This window comes from Proteiniphilum sp. X52 (assembly GCF_003712195.1).
GTDB lineage: Bacteria > Bacteroidota > Bacteroidia > Bacteroidales > Dysgonomonadaceae > Proteiniphilum.
The window spans coordinates 41,390-66,313 of sequence record NZ_RDSD01000003.1 but is presented as its reverse complement, the minus strand read 5'-3'; the positions used below and the strand labels follow the sequence as shown (position 1 = coordinate 66,313).

The following is a 24,924-nucleotide window of genomic DNA, read 5'->3' as shown; positions in this document are numbered from 1 at the left end:
TTAACATGTAAAGACAACAGGGTAACTTTTGTTCATCAAAAATAAGATAATTCTTAATATCCAAAGACGAAGTTAGCAACTTATTTTCATTTATCACTTACATTAATTAACAGATTTGCAATTTACAAAAAAACAAGAAAAGCGGCATTGTCGGATTGAAAGCCGTTACCGAATGGGAGATTGTGATCCCGAAATATAATCTACGCCGGGTGGTTCCTTATAAAAAAAATACTTGCTCCCGCGATACTGATCACCGCTCCGATTACCTGCCGGGCGGTAATTTTTTCTTTAAACATAAAGGCAATAGGCGTGCGGCGGATTGCTGTCAGCAATGAGGCCCGCCTAATGGTATAAACGAATTTCCTCAACGGATGGCTTCCACCAATTTCTTCACTGCCCCTCCAATGGTCTTTTCACTGCCCAGTAGGGAAATGAATTTACTTCCGATGATGGCTCCCGAAGCTTCCCGACAAGCGGCATCAAACGTATCTTTATTAGAAATACCGAAACCGATAAGACGGGGGTTTTTCAGTTTCATTGCATTCACCCGACGGAAATAGGCCAGACTCTGGTCACCAAAACTATTCTTAGCTCCGGTCACCGAAGCGGTGGAAACCATATAAATAAATCCGGAGGTGTGTTCATCGATCAACCTGATCCGCTCTTCCGATGTCTCCGGCGTGATCAGCATAATGACATGCAATCCATATTTTTCCGCAACCGGTTTATAACGCTCCATATATTCCGTAAAGGGCAGGTCGGGGATGATCAGCCCATCGATGCCGCACTTCACCGCTTCCGCGCAATAATTGTCGAATCCGAACTGGATGATCGGGTTCAGATATCCCATCAATACCAGCGGAATCGACACCTTTTCACGAATCGTGGCCAGCTGTCCGAAAAGACGTTTCACACTCATGCCGTTTTCCAATGCCCGGGCTCCCGACGCCTGGATCACCGGCCCGTCGGCCATGGGATCACTGAACGGCACACCGATCTCTATCAAATCCACACCTTGTTTTTCCAACGCCTCGATCACCTCTACGGTATCATCGAATTGAGGATATCCGGCCGTAAAGTAAACCGACAGGATACCGCTCTTTTTTTCTTCAAACAATCGATCTATTCTGTTCATTATCTGATTTTCCATTTGATTTTATCTTTTTCTTCGCAACTCCTAAAAAGCATTCACTTTGCTTTCTCCCTTCACAGCCTACCCAACTTAAAAGAAGTATGTTTCCGGCTTTATTACTCAGTGAATTATTATGCTATTAACCAAGAGACTGTTTCAATTCCACCGAAATATTTGTATAATTGTGCCGTTTATTTTCCTTGCCACTGTTTCTAACGAAATGCACTTATGAATCTCCGTAATAACTGTGTGTTTTTGACGGCGGGTGAGGTTTCAAATCCGCTGTTCAGGTCGATACCCACACATTTCGGATGTGAGAATCGTTTTACGGCCTCCACATCTTCGGGTGAAACACCTCCGCTCAACAGAAAAGGCGTACCTCCCCGGTAACCCGAAAGGATCTCCCATCCAAATTTCTTGCCTGAACCGCCATAAAGATTCGTACGCGTATCGAAAAGGAAATAGTCGCAACAACCTTCGTACTGCTCGGTGAGTCCCCAGGGGAATGGTTTATCGGTTGTGACCCCGAATACCTTGACCACAGGAAACCCTTTTTCCCGCAACGCTTTGCAATCATCGGGCGATTCATTGCCATGCAGTTGAAGGATATTTAACCGGTTTTTTTCGGCCAGTGCAAGAAGGCGGTCGGAATCTTCATTAACGAACACCCCTACTCTCTTCATCCTCTCAGGGAGATAAGCCAACACTTCTCCCACATAACGTGGTGACTGGGGATAGAAGATAAATCCCATCCAATCCGCACCCAACTGTTCCACCTCACGCACGTTGGCTGCCTCCCGCATGCCGCATACTTTGATTATCATATTTTTATTCAATCTCCAAACACCCAATACCAATTACTTATTACCAATTACCAATTACCAATTACGAATTGGCCAAATCATCACATCAGTCACTGCTTCCCGATTTATCGGGGTTGCCACAGTTAATTAGGTTTCACTCCAGTGAACGTTGTTTGCCATATTCGTCTCATTGGTCCTGCCGAATAACTTGTTCGATAAACTCCTTCAGGCTTTGCCCCGGATTGCCGCTTTTCATAAAATACTCCCCGATGAGGAAACCCCGGTAACCCGCATCCCGTAATTCCTTCACAATGCGCGCGTCCGATATGCCGCTTTCAGAAATCCATACCGCCTCTTTGGGCAATAGATCAGCCATCCTGAACGATTTTTTCAGATCGGTCACAAAACTCCCCAAGTTACGGTTGTTGACACCGACAAGGCTGTTGAGCGGCCCGACATGGCCGACCTCCCCCTCATCATGCAGTTCCAAAAGCACTTCCAGTTGCAGTTGATTCGCCAGTTCCGTGAATCGTCTACATTCCTCCCGGGTAATAGCCGCGGCAATCAACAATACTGCACTCGCTCCGGAAAGTTTAGCCTCGAACAACTGGTATTCATCCACAATAAACTCTTTCCGCATCACCGGTATCTTCACACCCCCGGTGGCTTGTCGCAGGTCGTTCATCGTTCCGCCAAAATATTTCTCATCCGTCAGTACCGACAGCGCTGAAGCGCCTGCCAATTCATAAGCCTTCGTAACCTCATCCACATCGGCAGATTGGAACAACCAACCCTTACTCGGAGAACGCCGTTTGAACTCGGCGATAACCCCCGACGGAGAATTCTTCAATGATTCCTTCATTGAGTAAAAGGGAATATCCCTTGTTTCCGTCAACATTTTCTCCAGCCGGGACAAAGGCAGTCGCTCTTTTTGCCCGGTAACCTCTTCTTTTTTGTGAGCGATAATTTCACTTAATATATCCAACATAATTAATGTGCTAATGTGACTAATGTGACAATGTGCCAATATGCTAATGTGCCAATGTGCCAATGTGCTAATTAAAATGCCCTGCTTTTACCCAGCCACCTTAGTCTCCCAGTCTTCCCAGTCTTCCCAATCTCCTCCTCTCCACAATCTCCACAATCTCCTCGTCTCCCGGTCAACCATTCATCTCAACAAATTTTTCCAGGGATCTCAACGCCTTTTTTTCATACAACGAGTCCTTGGCAATCTCGAGACACTCTCCGATCGGTTTTTCCTGCTCAATCGTCTGAATACCGAAAGCAGCATTGACCAGTACTGCGTTCGTCTGCGCCTCTGTGGCAGTGGCATGCAACACATTCCGGAATATCCGCGAAGCCTCCTCAAGCGTATTGCCACCATACAATTCTTCCTGGGAAACCCGCCGATAACCGAGTTCCTCGGGAATATAAAGTTGCTCTCCCTTGTTGGTGATCACTTTGAACTGACTTGTAAGAGATATTTCGTCATAACCGTCCATACTGTGGACGATACAGAATTTTTTCTTTTCCTCCTGATAGATATATCCGTATAAACGCGACATACCCAGGTTATAAACCCCCAGCATCTGGAATTGGGGTTGCACGGGATTTACCAATGGGCCCAATACATTGAAGAAGGTACGTACCCCCAAGCTTTTCCTTACCGGCGCGACCGCTTTCAAAGCGGGACTGAACAGAGGTGCGTGCAGATAAGCGATATGACACTCATCAAGACTTTTACGGAGTTTGTCACTGTCAGTGGTGAACTTCACTCCCTGCTGCTCAATCACGTTACTGGCGCCACTGATGGAAGTAGCGCCATAATTCCCATGTTTCACCACGTTATACCCCGCACCGGCAACCACAAAACAGGCGGCTGTAGAGATATTGAAAGTGTTCTTCCCATCTCCTCCGGTTCCGACGATGTCGAGTGCCCCATAATCAGACAAATCTACTCCCACCCGCATATCGAGCAGCGCATCGCGGAAGCCCAGTATTTCATCCACCGAGATACTCCGCATCAGGAAAGAGGTGATAAGCGAAGCGATCTGGGTGTCGGCCACATCACCGTTTACAATTGAGAACAACACCTCTTTGGCCTCTTCGCGTGAGAGGTAGTGGTAATCGAATAATTTATATAATATTTCTTTCATTTCTTTAGGATAAAGCATTCCAGAACCTTTCCACCGTTCAAAAAATGCGTTGCAACTTTTAATTCTTAAGAGACTGTGTGAGATTTGGGTTTGAGAATTCAACAACTTAACGGTCTAATTCCTCATTCTTACGTTCTTCGTCCTAATTTCCCAGTTCCAAGTTCTAAATTCCCAGTTCTTAGTTCTCATTTCCAAGTTCTTAGTTCTAAGTTCTCAGTTCCAAGTTCTCAGTTCTCAGTTCTTAGTTCCAAGTTCTTAGTTCTAAATTCTCAGTTCCAAGTTCTAAGTTCTCAGTTCCAAGTTCTAAGTTCTAAGTTCCAAGTTCTTAGTTCTTAGTTCCAAGTTCTTAGTTCTTAGTTCTAAGTTCTAAGTTCTAATAGTTCCAACTAAAAACCCCCTCAGCTTTCAATAAAATTCCTTATAATGTGAATCCCTTCCGGGGTGAGTATCGATTCGGGATGGAACTGCACTCCATGCAGATCAATCCGCTTATGTTTCATCGCCATAATACTGCCCGCCTCATCCAATGCGGTGATCTCTAATTCCGAAGGAAAATTCTCCCCCGATACGATCCATGAGTGATAGCGTCCCACAAGGATCTCCTCCGGCAAGCCGTGAAAGAGATAATCATTTCCGGTGATCTTTGCCCTTGTCTGTACACCATGAAAGACAAACGGAATATTTTCCAATGTAGCGCCGAAAACCACTCCGATAGCCTGATGGCCGAGACATACACCCAATATGCTCTTCGTTCCGGCATATTGTCCAATCAATGGCAGCAACAAACCCGCCTCCTCGGGGATACCCGGGCCAGGGGAAAGGATAACCTTGTCATACTGCGCTACCGATGAAAGATCGATCTTGTCATTACGAACCACGTCCACCTCGTTATATCCTAACGACTTTACCGCATGCACCAGGTTGTAGGTGAACGAATCGTAGTTGTCTATAATAAGTATCCTGCTCATTTCCAAATAGTTTAGGCGTTATACAATGTGACCGCCATATCGATGGCTTTTTTCAGTGCCCCCAGCTTACTATTCACTTCGCGTAACTCATACTCGTCGTTACTTTGTGAAACAACACCCGCGCCGGCCTGATACCACAACTCATTGTTTCTGCTTACAAAAGTACGGATAGTGATAGCCTGGTTCAGATCGCCATTCAGTCCGACGAAACCGATACATCCGCCATAAGCGCCACGGTTGTGCGACTCAATCCCGGAGATAAGCTGCATGGCACGTATCTTGGGCGCTCCCGAGAGTGTTCCGGCCGGAAAAGTATCAAAAAAGGCTTTGACAGGATCAGCGTCCTGGTTGAGTTGACCACTCACGCGTGACACTAAGTGTATCACATGCGAATAGAATTGTGGTTCCTTGAAAAAATCGACCTCCACATCGTAGGCATTCCTACTCAGATCGTTACGCGCCAGATCGACCAACATCACATGTTCGGCATTTTCTTTCGGGTCATTCAAGAGAAAATCCACCGCTTTCATATCTTCCTGATAATTGCCGGTCCGCTTCGTGGTTCCCGCAATCGGGTCGATACTGATACGTGATCCGCGGATCTTGCAATGTGTCTCGGGCGATGATCCGAAGATACGGAATCCGCCGAAATCAAAATAGAAGAGATAGGGCGAGGGATTGATGGAACGCAGTGCCCGGTATACCTTGAAGTCGTCACCTGAAAAAGGTTGAATGAATCTCCTTGAAAGCACTATCTGGAAAATATCGCCGCGAAGGCAATGCTCCACCCCGCTGCGTACATACTGCTTGTATTCCTCGTCGGTAATAGTACTCCGCTCCGCTCCTTCTGTAAAGAAGTTGTAGGTGGCAAAATTGCGCTGATTGATCAGCGACTCCACCTTGAAGAGCTTACTTATCTCACCCTCTTCCAATAATTCTATCAGGGTAATCTCATCGGTAAAATGGTTGAATACCAACAGGTACTTATAGAGGATATAAAGCATGTCAGGGGCATCATTCCTTGCCTCCTTGCTTTCACGCACAGGGATATTCTCGGTATATCTCACGCAATTGAATGTAGTATAACCGAACAGTCCGCACTGGTCTTCATTGTCGCCCGTCACCTCAAAGCGATCAATAAAATTTCTTAGCGCGTCGGAGATGGTAAAATCGCCTGACAGCGGCTTTTGCTCCTCCTTATCGTCCGGAGAAAGGAATGTGCATATCCCTCTGTTCACCTCCACCCGTGCGATTGGCTTCAATGCGATGTAGGACACGCTGTTCTCGTTGGCGTGAAAATCGGAACTCTCCAGAAGCGCCGACTGGGGGTAAGCATCTCTTACTTTGAGGTAAATACTGACCGGCGTGTGCAGGTCACCCATTATCTTCTTACTATTGGTTTTAAATTTCAGTTTCATCTGTTTTTTAGACATAAGAGCCAAGAATCAACACACAAGACACAAGAGTTTTTATTTAGGATATGCCTCATACCGATCCATTGGGGTAATTAGTAATTTGAATAATTGGTAATTGGTAATTAAAAACACTTTCAACTTCAGTACTTAAAATAAGTCTCCAGATCCTTTTCTCCCCTTCCCGATAGTGTCAACACCACAATATCGCCGGAAGAGAATGTAACCTTTCCGAGTGCCGCCAGGGCATGGGCTGATTCCAACGCCGGGATGATCCCTTCGTTGCGGGTAAGATCAAAAGCGGCCTGTAATGCCTCATCGTCGTTGATGGCCAATACCTGTGCGCGCCCTGTCGACGCGAGATGGGCATGTATAGGCCCGATACCGGGATAATCCAGTCCGGCGGAGATTGAATAAGGTTCGGTGATCTGTCCGTCTTCGGTCTGCATCAGGAGTGTCCTGCAACCATGAATGACGCCGGCACTTCCCAGATGAATGGTCGCCGCCGATTCGCCGCTATCGACCCCTTTCCCGCCCGCTTCCGCCAGCACAATACGCACCCTCTCGTCATTCAGATAATGGTAGATCGTTCCTGCCGCGTTGCTTCCTCCGCCGACACAGGCAAAGAGATAATCGGGATAATCGCGTCCCTCTTCCCGTTCAAGTTGTTCTTTTATCTCACGACTGATGACCGACTGTAACCTTGCAACCATATCCGGATACGGATCCGGCCCTATCGTCGATCCAATGATATAATGGGTATCACCCGGATGGGTACACCAGTCGCGTATCGCTTCATTGGTCGCATCTTTAAGCGTCATGTTGCCCGAAGTGACCGGCACGACTCTCGCCCCCAGCATCTCCATCTTTTTCACGTTCACCTGCTGGCGCTCCACATCGGTCTTTCCCATGTAGACAGTGCAGGGCATCCCCATCAGTGCGCAGACGGTGGCGGTAGCCACTCCATGTTGTCCGGCGCCGGTCTCGGCGATAATACGTGTTTTGCCCATCTCACGGGCAATCAATATCTGTCCGACCGTATTGTTGATCTTGTGCGCGCCCGTATGGTTCAAGTCTTCACGTTTCAGGTATATCTTGCAGCCATACCGCCCGGAAAGTTGTTTCGAATGGTATAGCGGGGAGGGACGTCCCACATAATCGCGGAGCAACTGCGCATAATCCTGCCGGAAGTGTTCGCTCTCCATAATGCGGAGGTACGACTCTTTCAAATCGGTCACACATTTGTGCAGGATCTCGGGGATGTACGCTCCGCCGAAGTCTCCGTAATACCCTTTTTCGTCAATTGCATAATTTTGCATATATCAAATTGTTAAATTATTTCCCAAACTACTATCCGGTGGATGATCCTATAATGGGACTTATTCGTTTCCCCATTCATTTCACTATGCAAACCGGCTCTATTAATGAAAAAAGCCTGTCGCAGGATTGCGACAGGCTTTTTATATTTCTGATTCACTATAAACGCATGATGCTCTTCCTTACGACTTCGGGAGTTGTAAGTAGCGCCACCAATATCCGTTTAATAATGAATTGCTCATTTTCGCTGAATTTTGTTTGCAAAGAAAAGTGTTTTGTGATTATGATGCAACTTTTTTTTCGTTTTTAACATTAATCATCGGCTAAACAACCATACAATATTCACAATCAACACGCATCTCATTAATTAATCTCTCGTAAGCTATTTCAAGTCCATATAAAATTTTATCGTACAGTTCTTTTTGTTTCTCTATTGTTTGCCATAAATAACTTTTCAAAAGATTAACTTCGCACTGTCCATAATAAAAAGTTGACCATCAATTGCCTTTGAACGAATAAAGTTCAAAGAATAAACGTTTCAATGCGTTCCCTTTATTAACATTAGTCTAATCCAGCTCAAAGGTGAATTCATCGTGAGCTTCGGTCCTCCAGGCATATTTCTGTGTGGTGGGGGAAATAGCGAACAGAGGCGAGAAAGTCTTTACCTTTATGGTTTTTCCGTCCGGTAAAAACTCAAGGATACGCAACCAGCCGTCGCCACCGTTACCATGCCATCCTCCACCAAGGGCCTGGGCGTTGAACACCATCTGACTCACCTTTTTTCCTCCCGCATTTTCATCTACCCTGAAAGCGGTATGACCTTTGGGATCGTCGGGAACTCCAATATGACCGGCAAAAACCATCCGGATATTCTTCGAGGGTTTCACTAACTTCTGCCATACGGCCTCCCCGTAGTTCGGGCCGGGAATCTTATAATTTTCATGCACGATATGCTTGTTGTTTCTATCCATATAGGAATGCGTGAGTAGGATCACGGTATGATCCGCATATTGCTCTTTTTCAATTACACCTTTCGCCCATTCCAGCGCTTCGTCACGCGGCGCAAATTCCAGCACAAGTATCAGAAACTTCCTTCCATGCGGACTGACAAACTCATAGGTTGCATTTGCCAGCGTAGGTCTCCCTTCGACATTCATTCCCACCTCACGGAGCATCTTCTGATTCAACCGGTTCTTATTAGGCGGAAAATATTTGTCGAAATGGGTATGACGGTTTTCCGCATTCACAATGCCATAATCGTGATTACCGATGGCCAGGATATAGGGCAGCTGCCCGTCTAAACGTCCGAAAGCCGCGGATACGGCCTCCCATTGGGATACACTTGTCTGGTTTACAACCCTGCCATTGGGATTGAAAAGGTCGTTCTGCTCCACCAGATCTCCCGGGCACAACACCATCTTTGTATTCAATACTTGCATATTATTTACTACCCAGGCAAGCATCAGATCCAAAATCGGCTGATTGTAATCGAATTTCACATAGGTCTGCACATCGGGAAGAAGAATAAGGCTCCACGAGTCCCCATCACTCAGCGAAGGTTTGGTATAATCGTTCTGTTGTGCCGAGAGTGTAAAACATAAGACAGAAACAAATAAAAGGAGTAACAACGATTTTTTACGCATAATATTCAATTCATTAATTGTATAACAAAAGGTAAATCAAAACACGGATATGCAAATATAACATAATCCAGCCACATTGACTTCAAAGTTTGCGGAAAAGAAATCTTTTTTGTATTTTCGTTGTTTACTTTTCAGATTAAGATTTGACTATGTGGATTTTGACTGCGGCAAGTATTAATTCAGATTCAATATCTGTGGATTTTATATTCAAAAATCTCCAGGTTCTCAATTATGAGTTTTGTCTTCCACGTGCTGACATCTTATTTCTGAACTTCACATTTTAAAATTCTGAATTATGCAACTTACATTTTTCATGGAAGGAATCCTCCGCAGCATACATAGCCGATGTACCGATAACAAACAAAGATTTGCTATACAGCCGCAAGTAAATATTACCCAATGGAAAATTGTCACGGGCGCCATGCCTTTCATGCTGGCTCTTCTCTTTTCAGGAGCCTGTGCGACAATACCGAAAGGGGTACAAGCCGTGTCGCCTTTCGATGCGGACAAATATCTTGGCAAATGGTACGAAATAGCCCGGTTGGATTTTAAATTCGAGAAAGACCTGAACAATACAACTGCGGAATACTCCCTGAACGAGGACGGAACTATAAAAGTGGTAAACCGTGGCTATAATTACGTAAAAAAAGAATGGAAAGAGGCTATTGGGAAAGCAAAATTCGTGGAGTCACCCGATATCGCCAAACTCAAGGTGTCGTTCTTTGGACCGTTCTATGCCGGATATAATGTGGTTGCATTGGATAAAGACTACAGATATGCCCTCGTCATCGGCAAAAGCCCGAAATACATGTGGATACTTTCCCGTGAAAAAACCATCCCCGAAGAGATACGAAAAGATTATCTCCGGAAAGCAAAAGAAATTGGAGTTAAAACCGAGAAACTTATCTGGGTAAAACATGACAAATGAAAGTCTCCGGCACATTGCCATAAGTGATGAGGGCAGGGAGCAAACAAACACACGCGCTCTGCAGACGGGAAATACACGGTAGGATCCAGAAAGGCTCCGATTGCTGAAAGACGGGAAGCGCGGATCAAAGTGAAGGCAATGCGAATGATCTACGGTTGGGAACAAAAGAAACCGATATGTTTGATGAAGTTAAAGAACTCAGAGCATTGACTAACGGGTCGGATAAAGCTTTCGAGAATATTTACGCGCAATATTCCGGAAAGCTTTACAACTTCATTATGACTATTTCACGCGGTGATACTTACATGGCGGAAGAGATCGTACAAGCCACCTTCATCAAATTATGGGAAGTTCGGGCACAGATCGATCCGGAAAGATCGATCCTCTCATATCTCTCAACCATCGCGAAAAATATGCTGATGAATAAATACCAGCGCCAAACAGTGGAATTTCTCTATCAGCAACTGCTATTGAAAGAACAGCCGGCCTATGATACCGCTACCGAAAAAGAAACCGACCGGAAATGGCTTGAAAATTATGTGGATGAGTTAATCGAACAATTACCTCCCTCACGCAAGAAAATTTTCATATTGAGCAGGAAGGAGGAATTATCGACCAGGGAGATCGCCCAGATGATGCATATATCTATAAGTACGGTTGAAACACAACTTTCACTCGCGACAAAATTTATACGAAAACAGTTCGAAAAGAATTACGACAAACTATTCCTCTTATCGATGCTCTTCCTCAATTTAACATAATTAATGATTGACGGATTAGTGGAAAACCGACCATAAACTGTATTAATAAACAGACAGACAAAAGAGATAATGAGAAAAAATCAACATATAGAGCTTTTTGAAAAATACCTGCGTGACGAGGCTTCGGAAGCGGAAGAGCAACTTCTCGCCGAAATGCTCCGGCATGACCGGCAGATCCACTCTATGCTGGAAGAGGGTTTGAGAAATGCCGATCCGGGGATGGACGAAGAAACGTTGAACCGTATGTATGAGCGCATCCGCACCTCTATCCCTGTCAAAAAGAAACCGCTCTTCGCCCAACCAATAGGGAGAAGATCGCTACGGTGGGCCGCTATTTTTGTCCTACCTCTTATCTCCGCATTCTCTGTATATTTCCTGATGAACGCCAATATCGCGGGAAACGGAACCCCTGTGACCGTTACCGCCGGCAAGGGCGAAAAGGCGGAAATAACGCTTGCCGATGGCAGCCGGGTTTGGCTAAACTCCGGATCTTCACTCACCTACAATGAAACGTTCAGCCGAAAAGAACGTGATGTATATCTCACCGGTGAAGCCTATTTCGAAGTGGCAAAAGATAAAAAACAGCCCTTTACCGTCAAGACGAATGAAATGGACATCCAGGCATTGGGAACGGCTTTTAATGTAAGCGCCTATGACACCGAACAGTTCTTCTCATCGGTCTTACTCGAAGGAAAGGTGAAAGTGTCAGCCTACGGACAAGAATATATATTGGAGGAGAATGAACGGGCAATATACGATAAAACTAATCACACTCTCACCACCGACAAAGTCTATGCTTCCGATTTCGTGGAATGGAAAAACGGCAACCTCTATTTCCAGAACCGTTCTTTCGAAGAAATTGCCCACACTTTATCACGCGTATTTAACGTTGATATCCGTTTCGTATCCGATGAATTGCGTTCCATTCGTTTTTCCGGAACATTAGGCAGCAATAGTATCCGTAATACCTTGGATATACTCTCTCTCACCTCTCCCATGCATTACGAAATGAACGGCACAACCATTGAATTGTATTACGAAGAATAAAAGCTATGGGTGTCCCGCGAAACATCTATAGGTCTCTGCTCGAGTAGGAATAAGATGGCTTTCGAAATTTAAGAGGGATATAATTACCAGAGTCTTTATTGTTAAAAAACCCTAATAAACGCTAACAGATTAGCGGTTTTATTTCACTCTTTTGTATTCTAAGTAGCAGGTTAAGGAATTGGTCATCCATTTTTATCCGGCTACCTAAAACAATATTTATTAAATCTATTTATTTATGGGGAAGAAACGATTTTTGAAGAAACATCCTTTTGCAAAACTCTCCATGCTTTTGCTTTTATGGATAGTAGCAGGTCAGCTCTTTGCGCAAATTACCGTGAATGTGCAGAATAAACCACTGCGTGAGGCATTAAAAGAGATTGAAAAAGTAAGCAGTTACAAATTTTTCTACAATGAATCTCTTGCCGGGCTGGAAAAGCAGATCAACCTACGGCTCACCAATTCAAGCATCGATGCCGCTCTGCAACAATTACTATCGGGCACCGATATCGAATACAGGCAAAATGAAAACAACATCATTGTATTGGTAAAAAAGGATGGCGGAAGTAACCAAGACCTGCCATCGGCCACAACACAGCAAAACAAGGTGACTGTAAAAGGAAGGATCATGGATGAGATCGGTGAGCCAATTATCGGTGCCAATATCATTGAGGAGGGTGTCCCAGGTAACGGTACTGTCAGCGACTATGACGGAGGTTTCTCGTTGAGTGTCACACGTAATGCCAAGCTGAAAATCAGCTATCTCGGATATGGCGATGTCATCCTAGACACGAGTGTCAGCACCATTTTCGATGTGGTGATGCAGGAAAACACGGCCATGCTCAACGAAGTGGTGGTGACCGCATTAGGCATCAAACGTGAGGAGAAAGCGTTGGGATATTCTGTCCAGTCGGTTACCGGAGACGGTTTACAGACGGTAAAGGGTGTCGATGTAGGAACTTCTTTAACCGGGAAGGTAGCCGGTCTGCTTGTCCGCAACAGCACCGAGTTTGCAGAAGCTCCCTCTATCCAGATCCGTGGGGAAGAGCCGCTCCTCGTTATTGACGGCGTAGCCTACGCCAATATGACATTACGTGACGTGCCTTCAGACGACATAGAGAGCCTCAGCGTATTAAAAGGAGCCACCGCCTCGGCCCTATATGGTTACAGAGGATCAAGCGGAGCTATCATGGTAACCACTAAAAAAGGATTATCTGCCACCGGTCTTTCTATCCAGGTCAATTCAGGCACAATGTTCGCTGCAGGCCACTTGGCTATTCCCGAGTTACAATCCGATTTTGGCCGTGTCGTTCGGATCAATGCGGACGGAAAAGCGGAATATGTCCGTACTGGCGACGGTTCGTGGGGCACACCTTTAGACGGACGGGAAGTCATCCAATGGGATCCCGTATCGAAAACAATGAGACCGATGCCCTATCTTCCTATCGGAAAGGATAACTTCAAGAATTTCCTTGAAACAGGATATATCCTGAATAACAACGTCAGCATCACGCAACAGGGTGAATACGGAAGTTTCCGCACATCCGCCACATGGATCAACAATAAGGGACAATATCCTAATTCAATCTATAACAAACTGACATTCGGTTTGGGCGGAGACATGAGAATCGACAAGTTCCTCCTGGCAGCGTCGATGACCTATAATAAGCAGGCCACACCCAACACCGGTTTCAGCGGATATACGGGTTATGATCCCATGTACTCGCTCCTCATTTGGTCTGCTCCTGATTGGGACTTAAGACAATACAAAGACTATTGGCTCATTCCCAATGAGGTGCAAAACAACAGCTACACGGCCGGCAATAACAATCCCTATTTCGACAGATACGAAAGGACGCGCAGCAGCAACAGGGACATCTTTAACGGGTCTGTTTCCATCGACTACAACTTTAACGACTGGCTCAAAGCGACAGCACGGACCGGGTTCGATATATACAGCGATAAAAAGGAGATAACCGTTTCAAAAGGGTCATTTCAGGGTGCAGGCAGTGCAACAGTGCTAAACGGTGGAACCGAGATTTGGGGAGAGTCCCAAAGAGGATCATTCAATACAGGTCTGGGAAGAGGATATAGTGTGAATAACGACCTGTTGATATCTGCCGACAAATCTTTCGGTGATTTCCGCCTTGAAAGTTTTATCGGGGGAACCATCTATTACAGACAGGATGACGGTATTGAAGCCCGTACCCAGGGAGGGTTGACTATTCCCGCTTTCTATTCGTTGAAAGCATCCGTCAATCCGGCGGCTGTGAGATCTGTCATTTACAGGCAACAGGTAAACAGTTTATACGGAAGAGTAGGTTTCTCATGGAAGAGCATGGTGTATGCGGAAGCAACATTGCGTAACGACTGGAGTTCGACACTCTCCGAATCCACCCGTTCATACCTCTATCCTTCAGTTTCGGGTAGCTTCATCGCTTCGGAACTGCTGCCTGATTACAATTGGCTCTCGTTATGGAAATTAAGAGGGTCTTGGACTTCATCCAAAACACCGGCCGGAATATATGCCATCAATTCGGTCTACTCCATCACATCCAACGCATGGGGTGATTTAAGTTCCGCCGCCTTCCCGACATCTATAAAAGGAACAGATGTACGTCCGGAATCAGCATCAACATTTGAAGTGGGAACTGCCATCAACATCTTCAAGAACAGGGCCTCACTCGACGTCTCTTACTATCAGAAGAGAATGTATGATTTCCTCCGGTCGGCAGCCATCAGTCCTGCTTCGGGTTATACATCCAATTTTATCAATATTGACGAAGAGATTACCCGGAAAGGAGTGGAGATCACGGCCAATGTGACACCGGTAAAAACAAAAGACCTTCAATGGGATGTAACACTGAACTGGTCTAAATATGCCCGCTATTATACACAGATCGACTCGGTTCATTCCACCGACAAACCGTGGGTAGCCGTAGGAAAAAGGGCGGATCATTATATATTGAACGACTACCAGAGAGACCCGCAAGGAAATATCATCCACAACAACGGTTTACCGTTATATAACTCATTCACATCACTGTATGGCTATGCCGATCCCGATTGGATTTGGGGCATAGGAACCTCTCTCAGCTACAAGGATTTCACCCTCGGAATCGCACTTGACGGACGTGTGGGCGGAATCGCGCAGACTACCACTGAAATGTATATGTGGAGGGCGGGGTCACATCCCAATTCTGTGGTACCGGAAAGGTTCCTCGATGCAAACAATCCCGGGACTAGTAATTATACCGGCCAGGGAGTAAAGGTTGTATCCGGGGAAGCGACTTATGATACCTACGGAAATATCACCAGCGACACAAGGGTCTATGCTCCCAATGATGTGGCGGTAACTTATCAAAGCTACATGAACGCCTACCACAAGGGTACGGCGTGGGGCGGTTCTCCCTCTCCGGTGGATGCCTATTCGACCACCTTCTTCAAGTTAAGGGAAATCTCTTTGACATATGACTTACCAAAAAAGGCAAGCAGTAAGTTCAGGGCAAAAAGTGCATCCATATCGGCTATCGGGCAAAATGTATTTCTGTGGGCTAAGCAGTTCAAGTTCTCCGACCCCGATGGCGGTTATGAAAATTTTAGCGATCCCTCGATCCGCTACTTAGGATTCAACTTAAAAGTGGTATTTTAACAAGCAATAAACTATGATTTTAAAGAAACAGCATATGAAAAGATTCAATAAATATATAACCCGCACCGGGGTTCCTATTTTGTCATTATTACTGCTTTTCGGCTGTAACAATTTTGACGAAATAAATTCTAATCCCGATGACACGACAACGGTCAGTGCTTCGCTATTGGCTACAAACGTGATATTGCGTTATACCAGGTTTTCCGGAAGAGACGCCAAAATAATGATTGGAGATAACGCACTTCCCAAATACGTGGGATATGCCAATGAAGGGCAAATGGATCAGCAGTACAACAAAATCGGAGGAGGTGATTTTGGGCTGATGACCATCCTGCCGAATATTGAAAAGATGATTGAATATGCAGAAGGAGGTATCATGGAGGATTCCTACAAGGGACTCGGTGCTTTCGCCAAAGCTTATACCTTTTACCGCCTCACCATGGAAATGGGAGATATTCCTTATAGTGACGCCGGACAAGGGGCACAAGGTATTTATAAAGTGAAATATGATCCGCAGGAACAGGTATTGAAAGGCGTGCTGGACGAACTTCGGGCGGCAGATCAATATTTTGCGAACGGAACCACTTTTCAAGGAGATCCCACTCCTTACAACGGAAATCCCGTCAAATGGAGGAAAGCGGTCAATTCTTTTGCCCTTAAAGTATTGATGTCTGTAAGCAACAAAGAGTCCATAGGTGGTATCAATGTGGGTTCTCGGTTTGCAGAAATTGTTTCAGCAGGAAATCTTATGGATGCTTCCACCGGATTTTACGGGCTTACTTACTCTTCCCAAAACAGGCATCCTCTTTCCGGCACGAACGATCTTTTTACCAGCCGGACTATCCTGAGCTCCCTGATGATAGACAACCTGAAGCTACTGAATGACAGAAGGATGTATTATTTCGCCGAGCCGGCAGGAGCACTTATTGCAGATGGATACGGAGCATCCGATCCGGCAGCGTACAGGGGTGTTGACGTAGAGATCGCATATGTCCAAATGAATGCAGGGCACAGCGCCAACCTCTATTCACTGATCAATAAAAGATACCTACAAGAAGAAGCTTCCGAGCCATTGAGGCTTATCACTTTTGCCGAACAGGAGTTGATCCTGGCAGAAGCCGTGCTGAAAGGATGGATATCGGGAGAGGCCAAAGCCTATTATGAATCGGGAGTGAAAGCTGCATTAACCGATATAATGACACAAGCCAATGGCAACGCTGCGCATGGCATGCCCATCACGCAGGAATATATCGACGCCTATTTCACCGGTGAAGCTGCGTTCAAAACCACGCTCGACGATCAACTGAAACAGATATGGATGCAGCGTTATATCCTGCAATTCATGCAAGATCCGAAAAGCAGCTATTTTGAATACCGCCGCAATGAATACCCGGAATTCCCCGTCAATCCGGAGACCAGCCTGAATGAGAACAACAAAAATGGCATTCCCATGCGTTGGCTCTACCCGGCAAGTGAAGCAAGCCATAACAGGGAAAATCTGGAACAGGCATTGAACCGTCAATACGACGGATATGATGAAATAAACAAAATCATGTGGATTTTGAAATAAACATTTAATTTTGATCGCTTGTTTTGAGAATTGTTCAGGAGTAAGTTCAGGAATAATTCCGAAAGAAGCGATTTTTTCACCGTTATATGATAACCATCATACGATTTTAATGACAAACAGATTACTTTCATTTATCCTTTTGGCTCCCCTTTTTATTGCCTGCGTCAACAAAAAAGCCGATACGCCCGATTACCAAACCATCACCACCCCTACCGGGACATGGGAATTGGTCTGGAATGAAGAATTTGATTACACGGGATTACCCGACTCCACCAAATGGAGCCACGACACCGAAGGCAACAAATGGGATTGGGGCAACAACGAGTTGCAGCACTATACTGCCTACGATTCCCTCAACACCTATGTGCATGATGGCCTGCTGACCATCACAGCCCGCGTCGACAGCATGGACGGCAAACGCTACACCTCCGCGCGTCTTATCACCAAAGGGAAAGGAGACTGGCTTTACGGCCGTTTCGAGATCAGGGCAAAACTCCCCACCGGAGTGGGTACATGGCCTGCCATCTGGATGCTTCCCACCGACAACGTGTATGGCGGATGGCCCGACAGCGGTGAAATAGACATTATGGAGAACGTGGGCTATAATCCCGATACCATTGTCAGTACCGCACATACCAAAAGCTACAATCATGTGCTGGGAACTCAAACAAGCGGATACATAGAGGTTCCCACTTGCCATTCCACTTTTCACACCTATATCCTTGAATGGGAAGAAGACGAGTACCGGGTCTATGTCGATGACCAGCCCCAACATTATACCTTCAGGAACGAAGGCACCGGATTTGCCGAATGGCCTTTCGACCGGCGGTTTCACCTCCTGCTGAATCTTGCAATCGGAGGTAATTGGGGCGGACGGATGGGGGTAGATGACTCTCTTTTCCCCCATCATTATCAGATTGATTATGTAAGAGTATATCAAAGAACCAGCCCATAACAGGGGAGGAAGTCATTAAAACCCTCGCTGCCGCATAGCTTCGAAGGTAAGCACGGCAGTGGATACCGACACGTTAAGCGAATCGATTTTCCCACGCATGGGGATTTTGATTCGCTTTGTCGCATTATTCAACCAGAAATCGGATAGCCCCTCTGCCTCGGTACCCATAACGATGGCCGAAGGATGTGTAAAATCTATGTTCTGGTAGAACTCGGCCGCTTGCAGCTCCGCCGCAAATGAACGGATCTTGTTAGCCTGTAGCCATGCTAACGCCTCTTCGGAAGAACAGACGGCCGTCTGCACGGTGAAAAGCCCTCCCACGCTCGAACGCACTACATTGGGATTATAGAGGTCGGTCTGCGGATCGCACACCAGCAGGGCGTCTACCGCGGCAGCGTCGGCGGTACGGAGGATGGCACCCAGGTTACCCGGCTTCTCCACAGATTCGAGGAGTATAAGGAATGGGTTGGCGGACAGGGTCAGATCACCCAACCCATGCGACTTTGGCCTGGCCAGCGCCACTATACCGTCGGAATTCTCGCGGTAGGCAATCTTGGAGAAGACCGTCAATGAGATGTCGAACACTCTCTCTTCGGAAAGGGAACTGAGCAGGCCGGGGTATTTTGTCTTTTGGAACATCTCCCGGCAAACATACACCGCTTCGGGCCGGTAACCGCCCTGCAATGCCAGCGATAATTCCCGCGCTCCTTCGATCACGAAAAGCTGCTGTTCCTTCCTCTCTTTACTTTTCGCTAACTTTACAATATTCTTTACCGCCGGATTCTGCAAACTTGTAATCATCCCCCTATCTCCTATCGTGCGGAGCACATTATCGCTGAAGCCATATTCGCGCGAAGCATACCATGATTGTAAGGCGCGAAGCGCGTTGCCATCAAAGGTGATCCTTTTTTAACAGGAAAGTGTCGATCACTTCTTTAAATGATTTTTTGGGAAGCGCCCCCATTCCCACCTGTGGCGTTTCATTCATGGGAATAAACAGGAACATCGGAATGCTTCGGGCCCCAAACAGGGCAGCCAATTCCGGCTCTTTATCCACATTTATCTTGTAGACATAAATCTCATCTCCATATTCCGCGGCCAGATCCTTAAGAATAGGCGATACGATCCGACAGGGACCGCACCAGTCGGCATAAAAATCCACTATCGCCGGCTTATCTCCATTGTAGCTCCACTCCTCGGGATTCTTCTCATAATCGAACACTTTCTCTAAGAAAGTTGCTTTTGTCAGCTCTATCGGTTTCGCGGTCTTCTTTTCCTTCGGCTCTGCCGCTGAGACGGAAACGATCACCATCAATACTGCAAAAAGTATGGTTATTTTTTTCATTTTTATCTTAATATTTCAGAGAGTAATATCCATCTTCTTTATCTATTCAACAACAACGTATGGACTAAAGTTTTATCTCAACGTTTAAAACTGAGCACGGTCTTTATATCTTGCCGCGTTTTTGCTCGGCACCCCGAACTCTTTGGCGGAAACTTCATCCGGCGCGACTTTCCATATCTTCACATTTCTAACCGCGGGGGCAGAATAACTGAATTCCCTGCCGGAATACTGACGCATGATGATATTCAACGCCTTCACTTTTTCATCGAAGTCTTCTTCAAACATGACCTTACCGTGACAGATTACACTCTCTGCCCGCATCCGATAGCTGCAAGCCACCTCTTCGTCCTGCCACACTAAACCGGGATCGGTGCAGAAAGTAATGCAGACCTGCGGATTCTTCTCCAATATGGAAATGGAACCTCCCTTCTGTGCGGAATGCAGATATACCACTCCCTTTTCATACCCGAAATTCATGGGCAACACATAAGGCCTTCCGTTTTCATCGGCCATCCCCAAGTAGCAAAGCTTGCACGCCCGGATCACTTTCTCGATACGTTCCTCACCCTCTAACGGATATGTTCTCATATGGCTTTACAATTCTTTTTGTGACGTGGAGGGGCCATCCACGGTAAGCACTCCGTTCTCATCGATTTTCATCTCATCGATGAAAACAACCCTTTCACTACCCGTGTTTTGGGTACGTCCATGATATACACAATACATCTTCTCACCATCTTTCGACCAGACCACCATATTATGTCCGGTACCGGTTACTTCTCCGCCCATTGCGACGTTCTTTTCGAGCACCGGATTGTTTTCCGCCTTGGTAAACGGCCCTAACGGATGATCAGCCACAGCATATCCTACCGCATAATTCTCCCCTCCGAAGAAATTTGCGGAATACATCATATAGATCTTACCGTTATGCTCAAAGGCGAACGACCCCTCGGTCCAACGGCGGTTCACCTCTCCCGAAGTCACGGAACGGCTCTCCCACTCCGTCTGCGGATCGTCCATGGTGGAGGGGGGTTGCAGAAGTAGTACCGGCTCGCCGACAACGGCGGTGAAATCATCGGAGATTTCCACGCCATACACCCAACTTTCCTCGATCTCATCAAAGAGATTTCGCTCACGCGCCCATTGGGCGACCTCGCTTTCCACCGGATTCTTGTAGCAACAACGGGAATAATAAAGATAAGTCCTGCCGTCATGCCGCAGTATATTGGCATCGATGATGGGATAGCCCGGATCGAACAACGGCTTGTCGGATATCTCGGTAAACGGGCCTGTGGGTTGGTTGGCCACCGCCACACCAATACGGAAGTTTTCCAGTTCATGGGTCGGATTTTCCTTCCAGTCGGCACTGAAAAACATATAGTAATGCCCGTCGATTTCATACACTTCGGGCGCCCAATAGTTCTTTACCGTCCATGAACCGGGTTGGTCTCCCGAATAGACCTGTCCTTCGAAATGCCAATCGACAAGGTTGCCGGAACTATAGGCAGCAAATCCTTTCTCCACACCACCCGTGCCATACATATAATATTTCCCGTCCGAAGCGGAAAGAATAAACGGATCACCAAAAGCCACCGGCAACGGATTTGAGTAGGTGACCGCAACCCGGCTCTGGGTGTTTTTATCGGAATTATGGCAACCGGTAAATATCCCAACCATTAATAATACGACTACTATCCCTTTGTACAGTTTCATACGATTATTTATTTTTTTTCTTGTCGGTGTATGTAACCTTTGATGTTCAAAATAATCATTTCCTTCGGGTGTGTAATGATTATTTTAAACATGTCGGTTTCATACGATTATTTTATTTTTTGTTCCTGAAAGGCGTTTCAGCGTTTGCCTCTATCTTTCCTCAAACCGATAACACCTTATCCTGACAGCAAAGATAAGTAAAATTGGTTAAGGCGGGAGACGGCGGAGTGTATTACTTTCAGGAAAGTATTTCAAAAATAAAAAAGGAGAACCTCATCAGATTCTCCCCTATCTCTTCCGGATCAACCCGGTGGAAGAGTGTGCCACTATTTCACCTTATCCACGATAGCCTTGAATGCTTCGGGATGGTTCATCGCCAAATCGGCAAGCACCTTACGGTTGATTTCAATTTCATTTTTGTGCAACGCGCCCATCAAACGTGAATAAGACATGCCGTGTTCACGGGCGGCAGCGTTGATACGTTGGATCCACAAAGCGCGGAAATTACGTTTTTTGTTTTTACGGTCACGATAGGCATAGGTAAGACCTTTTTCCCATGTGTTTTTGGCCACGGTCCACACATTCTTGCGGGCACCAATATAGCCTCTTGTTAATTTCAGAATTTTTTTTCTGCGGTTGCGTGATGCAACATGATTGACTGATCTTGGCATAATGTTACTTGTTTTGAATGATAGCGGCCCTGTCGCGCAGAGCTCTTGGAGGCATACATCCTGTTACTAAATCTTTTTTGGGGAAACTCACGCTTGCGAATTATTTCATCGCCAGCAGTGCCTTGATACTATTTACGTCAGATTTGTGAACCAGACCGGTTTGCGTCAGATTTCTCTTTTGCTTTTTGGTCTTTTTCGTCAAGATATGACTTTTGTAAGCATGTTTCCGCTTGATTTTTCCTGTTCCGGTAAGGGCGAACCTCTTTTTGGCACCGGAATTAGTCTTCATTTTTGGCATTTTGCTCTTTTTGAATTGATGATTATTATTATCTCTTTTCCCCGTTATCCGGTAAAAAAGTCTGCAAAGGTAATGATTTCATTCCCGTTACGCAAATAATTCAGTGTTTTTTTGCTTGCATTGTATTATTTATCACAACAACTCGGTATTTTTTCAAAGGGCCATTCATATCCAATGGATTATGACGGTAAAACACATTCTTCCTTCTATTGGTTGGTTTTTCCTGTTAAATACAGTATATTTGTAGAATATAAGATGCGTTTCGGGCAAGCCCAAGCAAGCTTGGCTTACCTCTCAACTTTCATTATATTTGTAGAATATAAGATGCGTTTCGGGCAAGCTCACGCAAGCTTGGCTTACCTCTCGACTTTCATTATATTTGTAGAATATAAGATGCGTCTCGGGCAAGCCCAAGCAAGCTTGGCTTACCTCTCGACTTTCATTATATTTGTAGAATATAATTGAGGGACGTTAAAATGCTTTGTTTTGATTTTCTTTTCAACACATCAGAGATACGGATTTTTCCTCAATTTATGTGCTTTTTCTATTAATAATGCGGATTAGCCACATTTACCGAAAAATCAACTTTTGAATTATAAATATCGAAGAGGTAGCATAATTATGGGTATTTCAAAATACATACTTCCTCCCCCGCTTTACAGACTAAGAAAGAGGAACTCCTCCATAAGGCGCCAAGGCAGAGTGGCCAAGGCCTGGAATCCAATTATTGATGCTTACTTTGAGGGGGAAATAGAAAAATATGATTTAAAACCGAAAAAACGGTTTGAAGAGGGAGAAAAAATAATCTGGCAGTATTGGGGACAGGGCATTCATGGCAGTTCGGTACCGGAATTGGTTCAACTTTGTTTTCACTCTGTGGATAAGTACAAGGGCGATTACAAAGTTATTCGGCTTTCAGACGAAACTTTAACGGAATATGTTGATATTCCGGATTTTGTCCTTTGGAAAAGGAAGAATAATCCGGAGTTTACCATCACCTTTTTTTCCGATTTATTGCGATTAATATTGCTGAACGTGTATGGAGGTGTCTGGCTTGACGCAACCGTTCTTTTAACGGGTTATTTGCCGCAGGAGTATACCGAAATGGAATACTTCTTATATCAACGCTCTGAAGAGGAGAAACATAAAAAATACTGGTCGAAAGTGGATCCTTTTTATTTCAACTGGCGTCCCGACTTCAAGGTGAAAATGCTCAGCAGCATTATTTTCGCGCGTCCTTCAAGTCAAGTTATTCGCGGTCTTCTCGACATAATGCTTTGTTTCTGGAAAAACAGCGATAAACTGTCCTATTATTTCACCCTTCAGGTTATCTACAATGAGATAATCACAAGAAAATTACCTCACCTGCGATGCCCCGTAGTAAACGATTGTATCCCGCATATCATTCAAAAGAAAATACAAAAAGGTTATCCTTACTTATCTTTTGAAGAGGCCGCGCATTTTACCTCCATTCATAAGATGTCGTACTATAAAAAAGAAGAACTTGAGGAGTTGAAAAAAAATTTGGCTCGCTTATAAAATTATAGAAAAGAAAACCGACTGGGATTATTATTCATGAGAAAATATTCCGGTAAATTTTACGAATAATATAAGATACCCGTCCCGAATTTACGCCAGGGATCTTTAAATTGCGCTCTTTGGCAAAACTAAGTACTTGCGCCTTGGCGTGTTTCTTGTCGGCGCGTCTTTTAGCCCGATGGGTTTTTTCTTTATTGGTAAGAATGGAATTTTCTGAAAGATTGTACAGGTATTCGGCTTTTGGCACCGTGACCAACTTTTCAGAAAGATAAACAGCCGAAAAAGAGAACAGTAGATCTTCAATAAAACGTCCTTCTTCAAATCTCAAATCATGCTCCCTGAGAAAATTCAACCGGAATAAATACCGCCACACATAACCCCATTTCCCAACATAGGTTACCGTTAATTTATCTTTGGTGGAAACATAGACCTGCTGCTTTTTAAAACGTTGGGTCTTATAACTTTTATGTTCTTGCACCATCCCCGCACAGGCAATATCCGCTTGTGTTTCAACAATGGCCTTCAACAGCTCCTCGTAGAAAACATCATTCACGTTGTCGTCGACATCAAAGAAGTGGATATATTCACCTGATGCCGCATCAATGCCCGAATTCCGGGCGGCGGATAGTCCCCTGTTTTTTATATGGGTGATAATCTTTACAGGATAATCGCGGATAATTTCGCTTGTTTTGTCTGTTGAACCATCGTCCACAACAATTACCTCCAAATGTTTGCAAGTCTGAGACATCAAGTTATCCAAACATGCCCTTGCATATTTTTCACCGTTATAAATTGGAACAATAACCGTAATTAATGGATTAATTTTCATTTACTTGATTTTTTCATTTTTTATGTCAAAGGTAAGGATGAATTTGAGGTTTTCACGCTTTTTGTTTTGTTCGAATTACAAAACTAAGCCAAATATATCTATAAACAAAAAAAGATATTAACGGATTTTCATTCTGGACAAGATATCAGCAGTTTCAAGGCAATAGAAAGTGATGTGGGATAACTGGC

The 24,924-nt window shown here is 45.2% G+C and carries 22 protein-coding genes; 7 read left to right on the top strand and 15 right to left on the bottom strand.

The features are described from left to right. Positions 1-364: 364 nt before the first annotated feature. The 8 genes from trpA to D7D25_RS03910 all read right to left on the bottom strand — a co-directional run bounded on the left by trpA (position 365) and on the right by D7D25_RS03910 (position 9,431). Entirely contained in the window at positions 365-1,135 is a 771-nt protein-coding gene (gene trpA / locus D7D25_RS03950) for a tryptophan synthase subunit alpha (RefSeq protein WP_122967831.1), read from the bottom strand. Between the two features lie 209 nt (positions 1,136-1,344). Then, on the bottom strand, positions 1,345-1,956 hold the full coding sequence (locus tag D7D25_RS03945; RefSeq protein ID WP_122967663.1) for a phosphoribosylanthranilate isomerase: 612 nt from the start codon (positions 1,954-1,956) through the stop codon (positions 1,345-1,347). A gap of 166 nt (positions 1,957-2,122) precedes the next feature. Further along, positions 2,123-2,923: an indole-3-glycerol phosphate synthase TrpC gene (trpC, locus tag D7D25_RS03940; protein WP_122967662.1), complete on the bottom strand. Its 801-nt coding sequence runs from the start codon at positions 2,921-2,923 to the stop codon at positions 2,123-2,125. A 172-nt stretch (positions 2,924-3,095) separates the two neighbouring features. Continuing rightward, positions 3,096-4,091: an anthranilate phosphoribosyltransferase gene (trpD, locus tag D7D25_RS03935; protein WP_122967830.1), complete on the bottom strand. Its 996-nt coding sequence runs from the start codon at positions 4,089-4,091 to the stop codon at positions 3,096-3,098. A gap of 398 nt (positions 4,092-4,489) precedes the next feature. Then, entirely contained in the window at positions 4,490-5,059 is a 570-nt protein-coding gene (locus D7D25_RS03930; protein ID WP_122967661.1) for an aminodeoxychorismate/anthranilate synthase component II, read from the bottom strand. A gap of 11 nt (positions 5,060-5,070) precedes the next feature. Continuing rightward, complete coding sequence (locus tag D7D25_RS03925) at positions 5,071-6,477, bottom strand: anthranilate synthase component I family protein (RefSeq protein WP_122967829.1); 1,407 nt, start codon at positions 6,475-6,477, stop codon at positions 5,071-5,073. A gap of 137 nt (positions 6,478-6,614) precedes the next feature. Next, a complete protein-coding gene (gene trpB, locus D7D25_RS03920) occupies positions 6,615-7,790 on the bottom strand; it encodes a tryptophan synthase subunit beta (protein WP_122967660.1) in 1,176 nt (391 codons plus the stop codon). Between the two features lie 564 nt (positions 7,791-8,354). Further along, positions 8,355-9,431: a metallophosphoesterase gene (locus tag D7D25_RS03910; RefSeq protein ID WP_122967658.1), complete on the bottom strand. Its 1,077-nt coding sequence runs from the start codon at positions 9,429-9,431 to the stop codon at positions 8,355-8,357. A gap of 421 nt (positions 9,432-9,852) precedes the next feature. Between D7D25_RS03910 and D7D25_RS03905 the strand changes: the two genes are divergently transcribed. The 6 genes from D7D25_RS03905 (at position 9,853) to D7D25_RS03880 (ending at position 18,341) form a co-directional block, all read left to right on the top strand. Beyond that, positions 9,853-10,359: a lipocalin family protein gene (locus tag D7D25_RS03905; RefSeq protein WP_185140216.1), complete on the top strand. Its 507-nt coding sequence runs from the start codon at positions 9,853-9,855 to the stop codon at positions 10,357-10,359. Positions 10,360-10,535: 176 nt separating this feature from the next. Further along, positions 10,536-11,120 (top strand): RNA polymerase sigma-70 factor, encoded by a 585-nt coding sequence (locus D7D25_RS03900; protein ID WP_122967827.1) that lies wholly within the window; start codon positions 10,536-10,538, stop codon positions 11,118-11,120. A 69-nt stretch (positions 11,121-11,189) separates the two neighbouring features. Next, the gene (locus D7D25_RS03895) at positions 11,190-12,167 is read left to right on the top strand and encodes a FecR family protein (protein ID WP_122967657.1); all 978 of its coding nucleotides are present in this window, start codon (positions 11,190-11,192) and stop codon (positions 12,165-12,167) included. Positions 12,168-12,402: 235 nt separating this feature from the next. Beyond that, positions 12,403-15,816 carry a SusC/RagA family TonB-linked outer membrane protein gene (locus D7D25_RS03890; protein WP_255417166.1) on the top strand — a complete coding sequence of 1,138 codons (3,414 nt, stop codon included), beginning with the start codon at positions 12,403-12,405 and terminating at the stop codon, positions 15,814-15,816. A gap of 34 nt (positions 15,817-15,850) precedes the next feature. After that, positions 15,851-17,386: a SusD/RagB family nutrient-binding outer membrane lipoprotein gene (locus D7D25_RS03885; RefSeq protein ID WP_122967825.1), complete on the top strand. Its 1,536-nt coding sequence runs from the start codon at positions 15,851-15,853 to the stop codon at positions 17,384-17,386. A gap of 109 nt (positions 17,387-17,495) precedes the next feature. After that, on the top strand, positions 17,496-18,341 hold the full coding sequence (locus tag D7D25_RS03880) for a family 16 glycosylhydrolase (protein WP_122967656.1): 846 nt from the start codon (positions 17,496-17,498) through the stop codon (positions 18,339-18,341). Between the two features lie 15 nt (positions 18,342-18,356). On the opposite strand, the gene D7D25_RS03875 is transcribed toward D7D25_RS03880, so the two are convergent. From D7D25_RS03875 to rpmI, 6 genes are all read right to left on the bottom strand, one after another. After that, positions 18,357-19,142 (bottom strand): RNA methyltransferase, encoded by a 786-nt coding sequence (locus D7D25_RS03875; RefSeq protein ID WP_122967655.1) that lies wholly within the window; start codon positions 19,140-19,142, stop codon positions 18,357-18,359. A 91-nt stretch (positions 19,143-19,233) separates the two neighbouring features. After that, on the bottom strand, positions 19,234-19,686 hold the full coding sequence (locus D7D25_RS03870; protein ID WP_122967654.1) for a co-chaperone YbbN: 453 nt from the start codon (positions 19,684-19,686) through the stop codon (positions 19,234-19,236). An 84-nt stretch (positions 19,687-19,770) separates the two neighbouring features. Then, positions 19,771-20,274 carry a pyridoxamine 5'-phosphate oxidase family protein gene (locus D7D25_RS03865; protein WP_122967653.1) on the bottom strand — a complete coding sequence of 168 codons (504 nt, stop codon included), beginning with the start codon at positions 20,272-20,274 and terminating at the stop codon, positions 19,771-19,773. Positions 20,275-20,280: 6 nt separating this feature from the next. Further along, positions 20,281-21,399: a glycoside hydrolase family 43 protein gene (locus tag D7D25_RS03860; RefSeq protein WP_122967652.1), complete on the bottom strand. Its 1,119-nt coding sequence runs from the start codon at positions 21,397-21,399 to the stop codon at positions 20,281-20,283. A 326-nt stretch (positions 21,400-21,725) separates the two neighbouring features. Next, complete coding sequence (gene rplT, locus D7D25_RS03855; protein ID WP_019541450.1) at positions 21,726-22,070, bottom strand: 50S ribosomal protein L20; 345 nt, start codon at positions 22,068-22,070, stop codon at positions 21,726-21,728. A gap of 100 nt (positions 22,071-22,170) precedes the next feature. Further along, positions 22,171-22,368: a 50S ribosomal protein L35 gene (gene rpmI, locus D7D25_RS03850; protein WP_122967651.1), complete on the bottom strand. Its 198-nt coding sequence runs from the start codon at positions 22,366-22,368 to the stop codon at positions 22,171-22,173. 621 nt (positions 22,369-22,989) lie between these two features. Between rpmI and D7D25_RS03840 the strand changes: the two genes are divergently transcribed. Further along, positions 22,990-23,907, top strand: a complete 918-nt coding sequence (locus D7D25_RS03840; RefSeq protein ID WP_122967649.1) for a capsular polysaccharide synthesis protein — start codon at positions 22,990-22,992, stop codon at positions 23,905-23,907. A gap of 34 nt (positions 23,908-23,941) precedes the next feature. Here the strand turns inward: D7D25_RS03840 and D7D25_RS03835 are convergent, their stop codons facing one another. Next, positions 23,942-24,736, bottom strand: a complete 795-nt coding sequence (locus tag D7D25_RS03835; protein WP_122967648.1) for a glycosyltransferase — start codon at positions 24,734-24,736, stop codon at positions 23,942-23,944. Positions 24,737-24,924: the final 188 nt, after the last annotated feature.

What these genes read in the sequence shown, in the direction of transcription:
- trpA (WP_122967831.1), bottom strand. Translation starts at nt 1,135, where the DNA reads ATGAACAGAATAGATCGATTGTTTGAAGAAAAAAAGAGCGGTATCCTG.
- D7D25_RS03910 (WP_122967658.1), bottom strand. Translation starts at nt 9,431, where the DNA reads ATGCGTAAAAAATCGTTGTTACTCCTTTTATTTGTTTCTGTCTTATGT.
- trpB (WP_122967660.1), bottom strand. Translation starts at nt 7,790, where the DNA reads ATGCAAAATTATGCAATTGACGAAAAAGGGTATTACGGAGACTTCGGC.
- rpmI (WP_122967651.1), bottom strand. Translation starts at nt 22,368, where the DNA reads ATGCCAAAAATGAAGACTAATTCCGGTGCCAAAAAGAGGTTCGCCCTT.
- D7D25_RS03875 (WP_122967655.1), bottom strand. Translation starts at nt 19,142, where the DNA reads ATGATTACAAGTTTGCAGAATCCGGCGGTAAAGAATATTGTAAAGTTA.
- D7D25_RS03840 (WP_122967649.1), top strand. Translation starts at nt 22,990, where the DNA reads ATGGGTATTTCAAAATACATACTTCCTCCCCCGCTTTACAGACTAAGA.
- D7D25_RS03945 (WP_122967663.1), bottom strand. Translation starts at nt 1,956, where the DNA reads ATGATAATCAAAGTATGCGGCATGCGGGAGGCAGCCAACGTGCGTGAG.
- D7D25_RS03895 (WP_122967657.1), top strand. Translation starts at nt 11,190, where the DNA reads ATGAGAAAAAATCAACATATAGAGCTTTTTGAAAAATACCTGCGTGAC.
- D7D25_RS03885 (WP_122967825.1), top strand. Translation starts at nt 15,851, where the DNA reads ATGAAAAGATTCAATAAATATATAACCCGCACCGGGGTTCCTATTTTG.
- D7D25_RS03860 (WP_122967652.1), bottom strand. Translation starts at nt 21,399, where the DNA reads ATGAAACTGTACAAAGGGATAGTAGTCGTATTATTAATGGTTGGGATA.
- D7D25_RS03900 (WP_122967827.1), top strand. Translation starts at nt 10,536, where the DNA reads ATGTTTGATGAAGTTAAAGAACTCAGAGCATTGACTAACGGGTCGGAT.
- rplT (WP_019541450.1), bottom strand. Translation starts at nt 22,070, where the DNA reads ATGCCAAGATCAGTCAATCATGTTGCATCACGCAACCGCAGAAAAAAA.
- trpD (WP_122967830.1), bottom strand. Translation starts at nt 4,091, where the DNA reads ATGAAAGAAATATTATATAAATTATTCGATTACCACTACCTCTCACGC.
- trpC (WP_122967662.1), bottom strand. Translation starts at nt 2,923, where the DNA reads ATGTTGGATATATTAAGTGAAATTATCGCTCACAAAAAAGAAGAGGTT.
- D7D25_RS03930 (WP_122967661.1), bottom strand. Translation starts at nt 5,059, where the DNA reads ATGAGCAGGATACTTATTATAGACAACTACGATTCGTTCACCTACAAC.
- D7D25_RS03890 (WP_255417166.1), top strand. Translation starts at nt 12,403, where the DNA reads ATGGGGAAGAAACGATTTTTGAAGAAACATCCTTTTGCAAAACTCTCC.
- D7D25_RS03865 (WP_122967653.1), bottom strand. Translation starts at nt 20,274, where the DNA reads ATGAGAACATATCCGTTAGAGGGTGAGGAACGTATCGAGAAAGTGATC.
- D7D25_RS03835 (WP_122967648.1), bottom strand. Translation starts at nt 24,736, where the DNA reads ATGAAAATTAATCCATTAATTACGGTTATTGTTCCAATTTATAACGGT.
- D7D25_RS03880 (WP_122967656.1), top strand. Translation starts at nt 17,496, where the DNA reads ATGACAAACAGATTACTTTCATTTATCCTTTTGGCTCCCCTTTTTATT.
- D7D25_RS03870 (WP_122967654.1), bottom strand. Translation starts at nt 19,686, where the DNA reads ATGAAAAAAATAACCATACTTTTTGCAGTATTGATGGTGATCGTTTCC.
- D7D25_RS03925 (WP_122967829.1), bottom strand. Translation starts at nt 6,477, where the DNA reads ATGAAACTGAAATTTAAAACCAATAGTAAGAAGATAATGGGTGACCTG.
- D7D25_RS03905 (WP_185140216.1), top strand. Translation starts at nt 9,853, where the DNA reads ATGCCTTTCATGCTGGCTCTTCTCTTTTCAGGAGCCTGTGCGACAATA.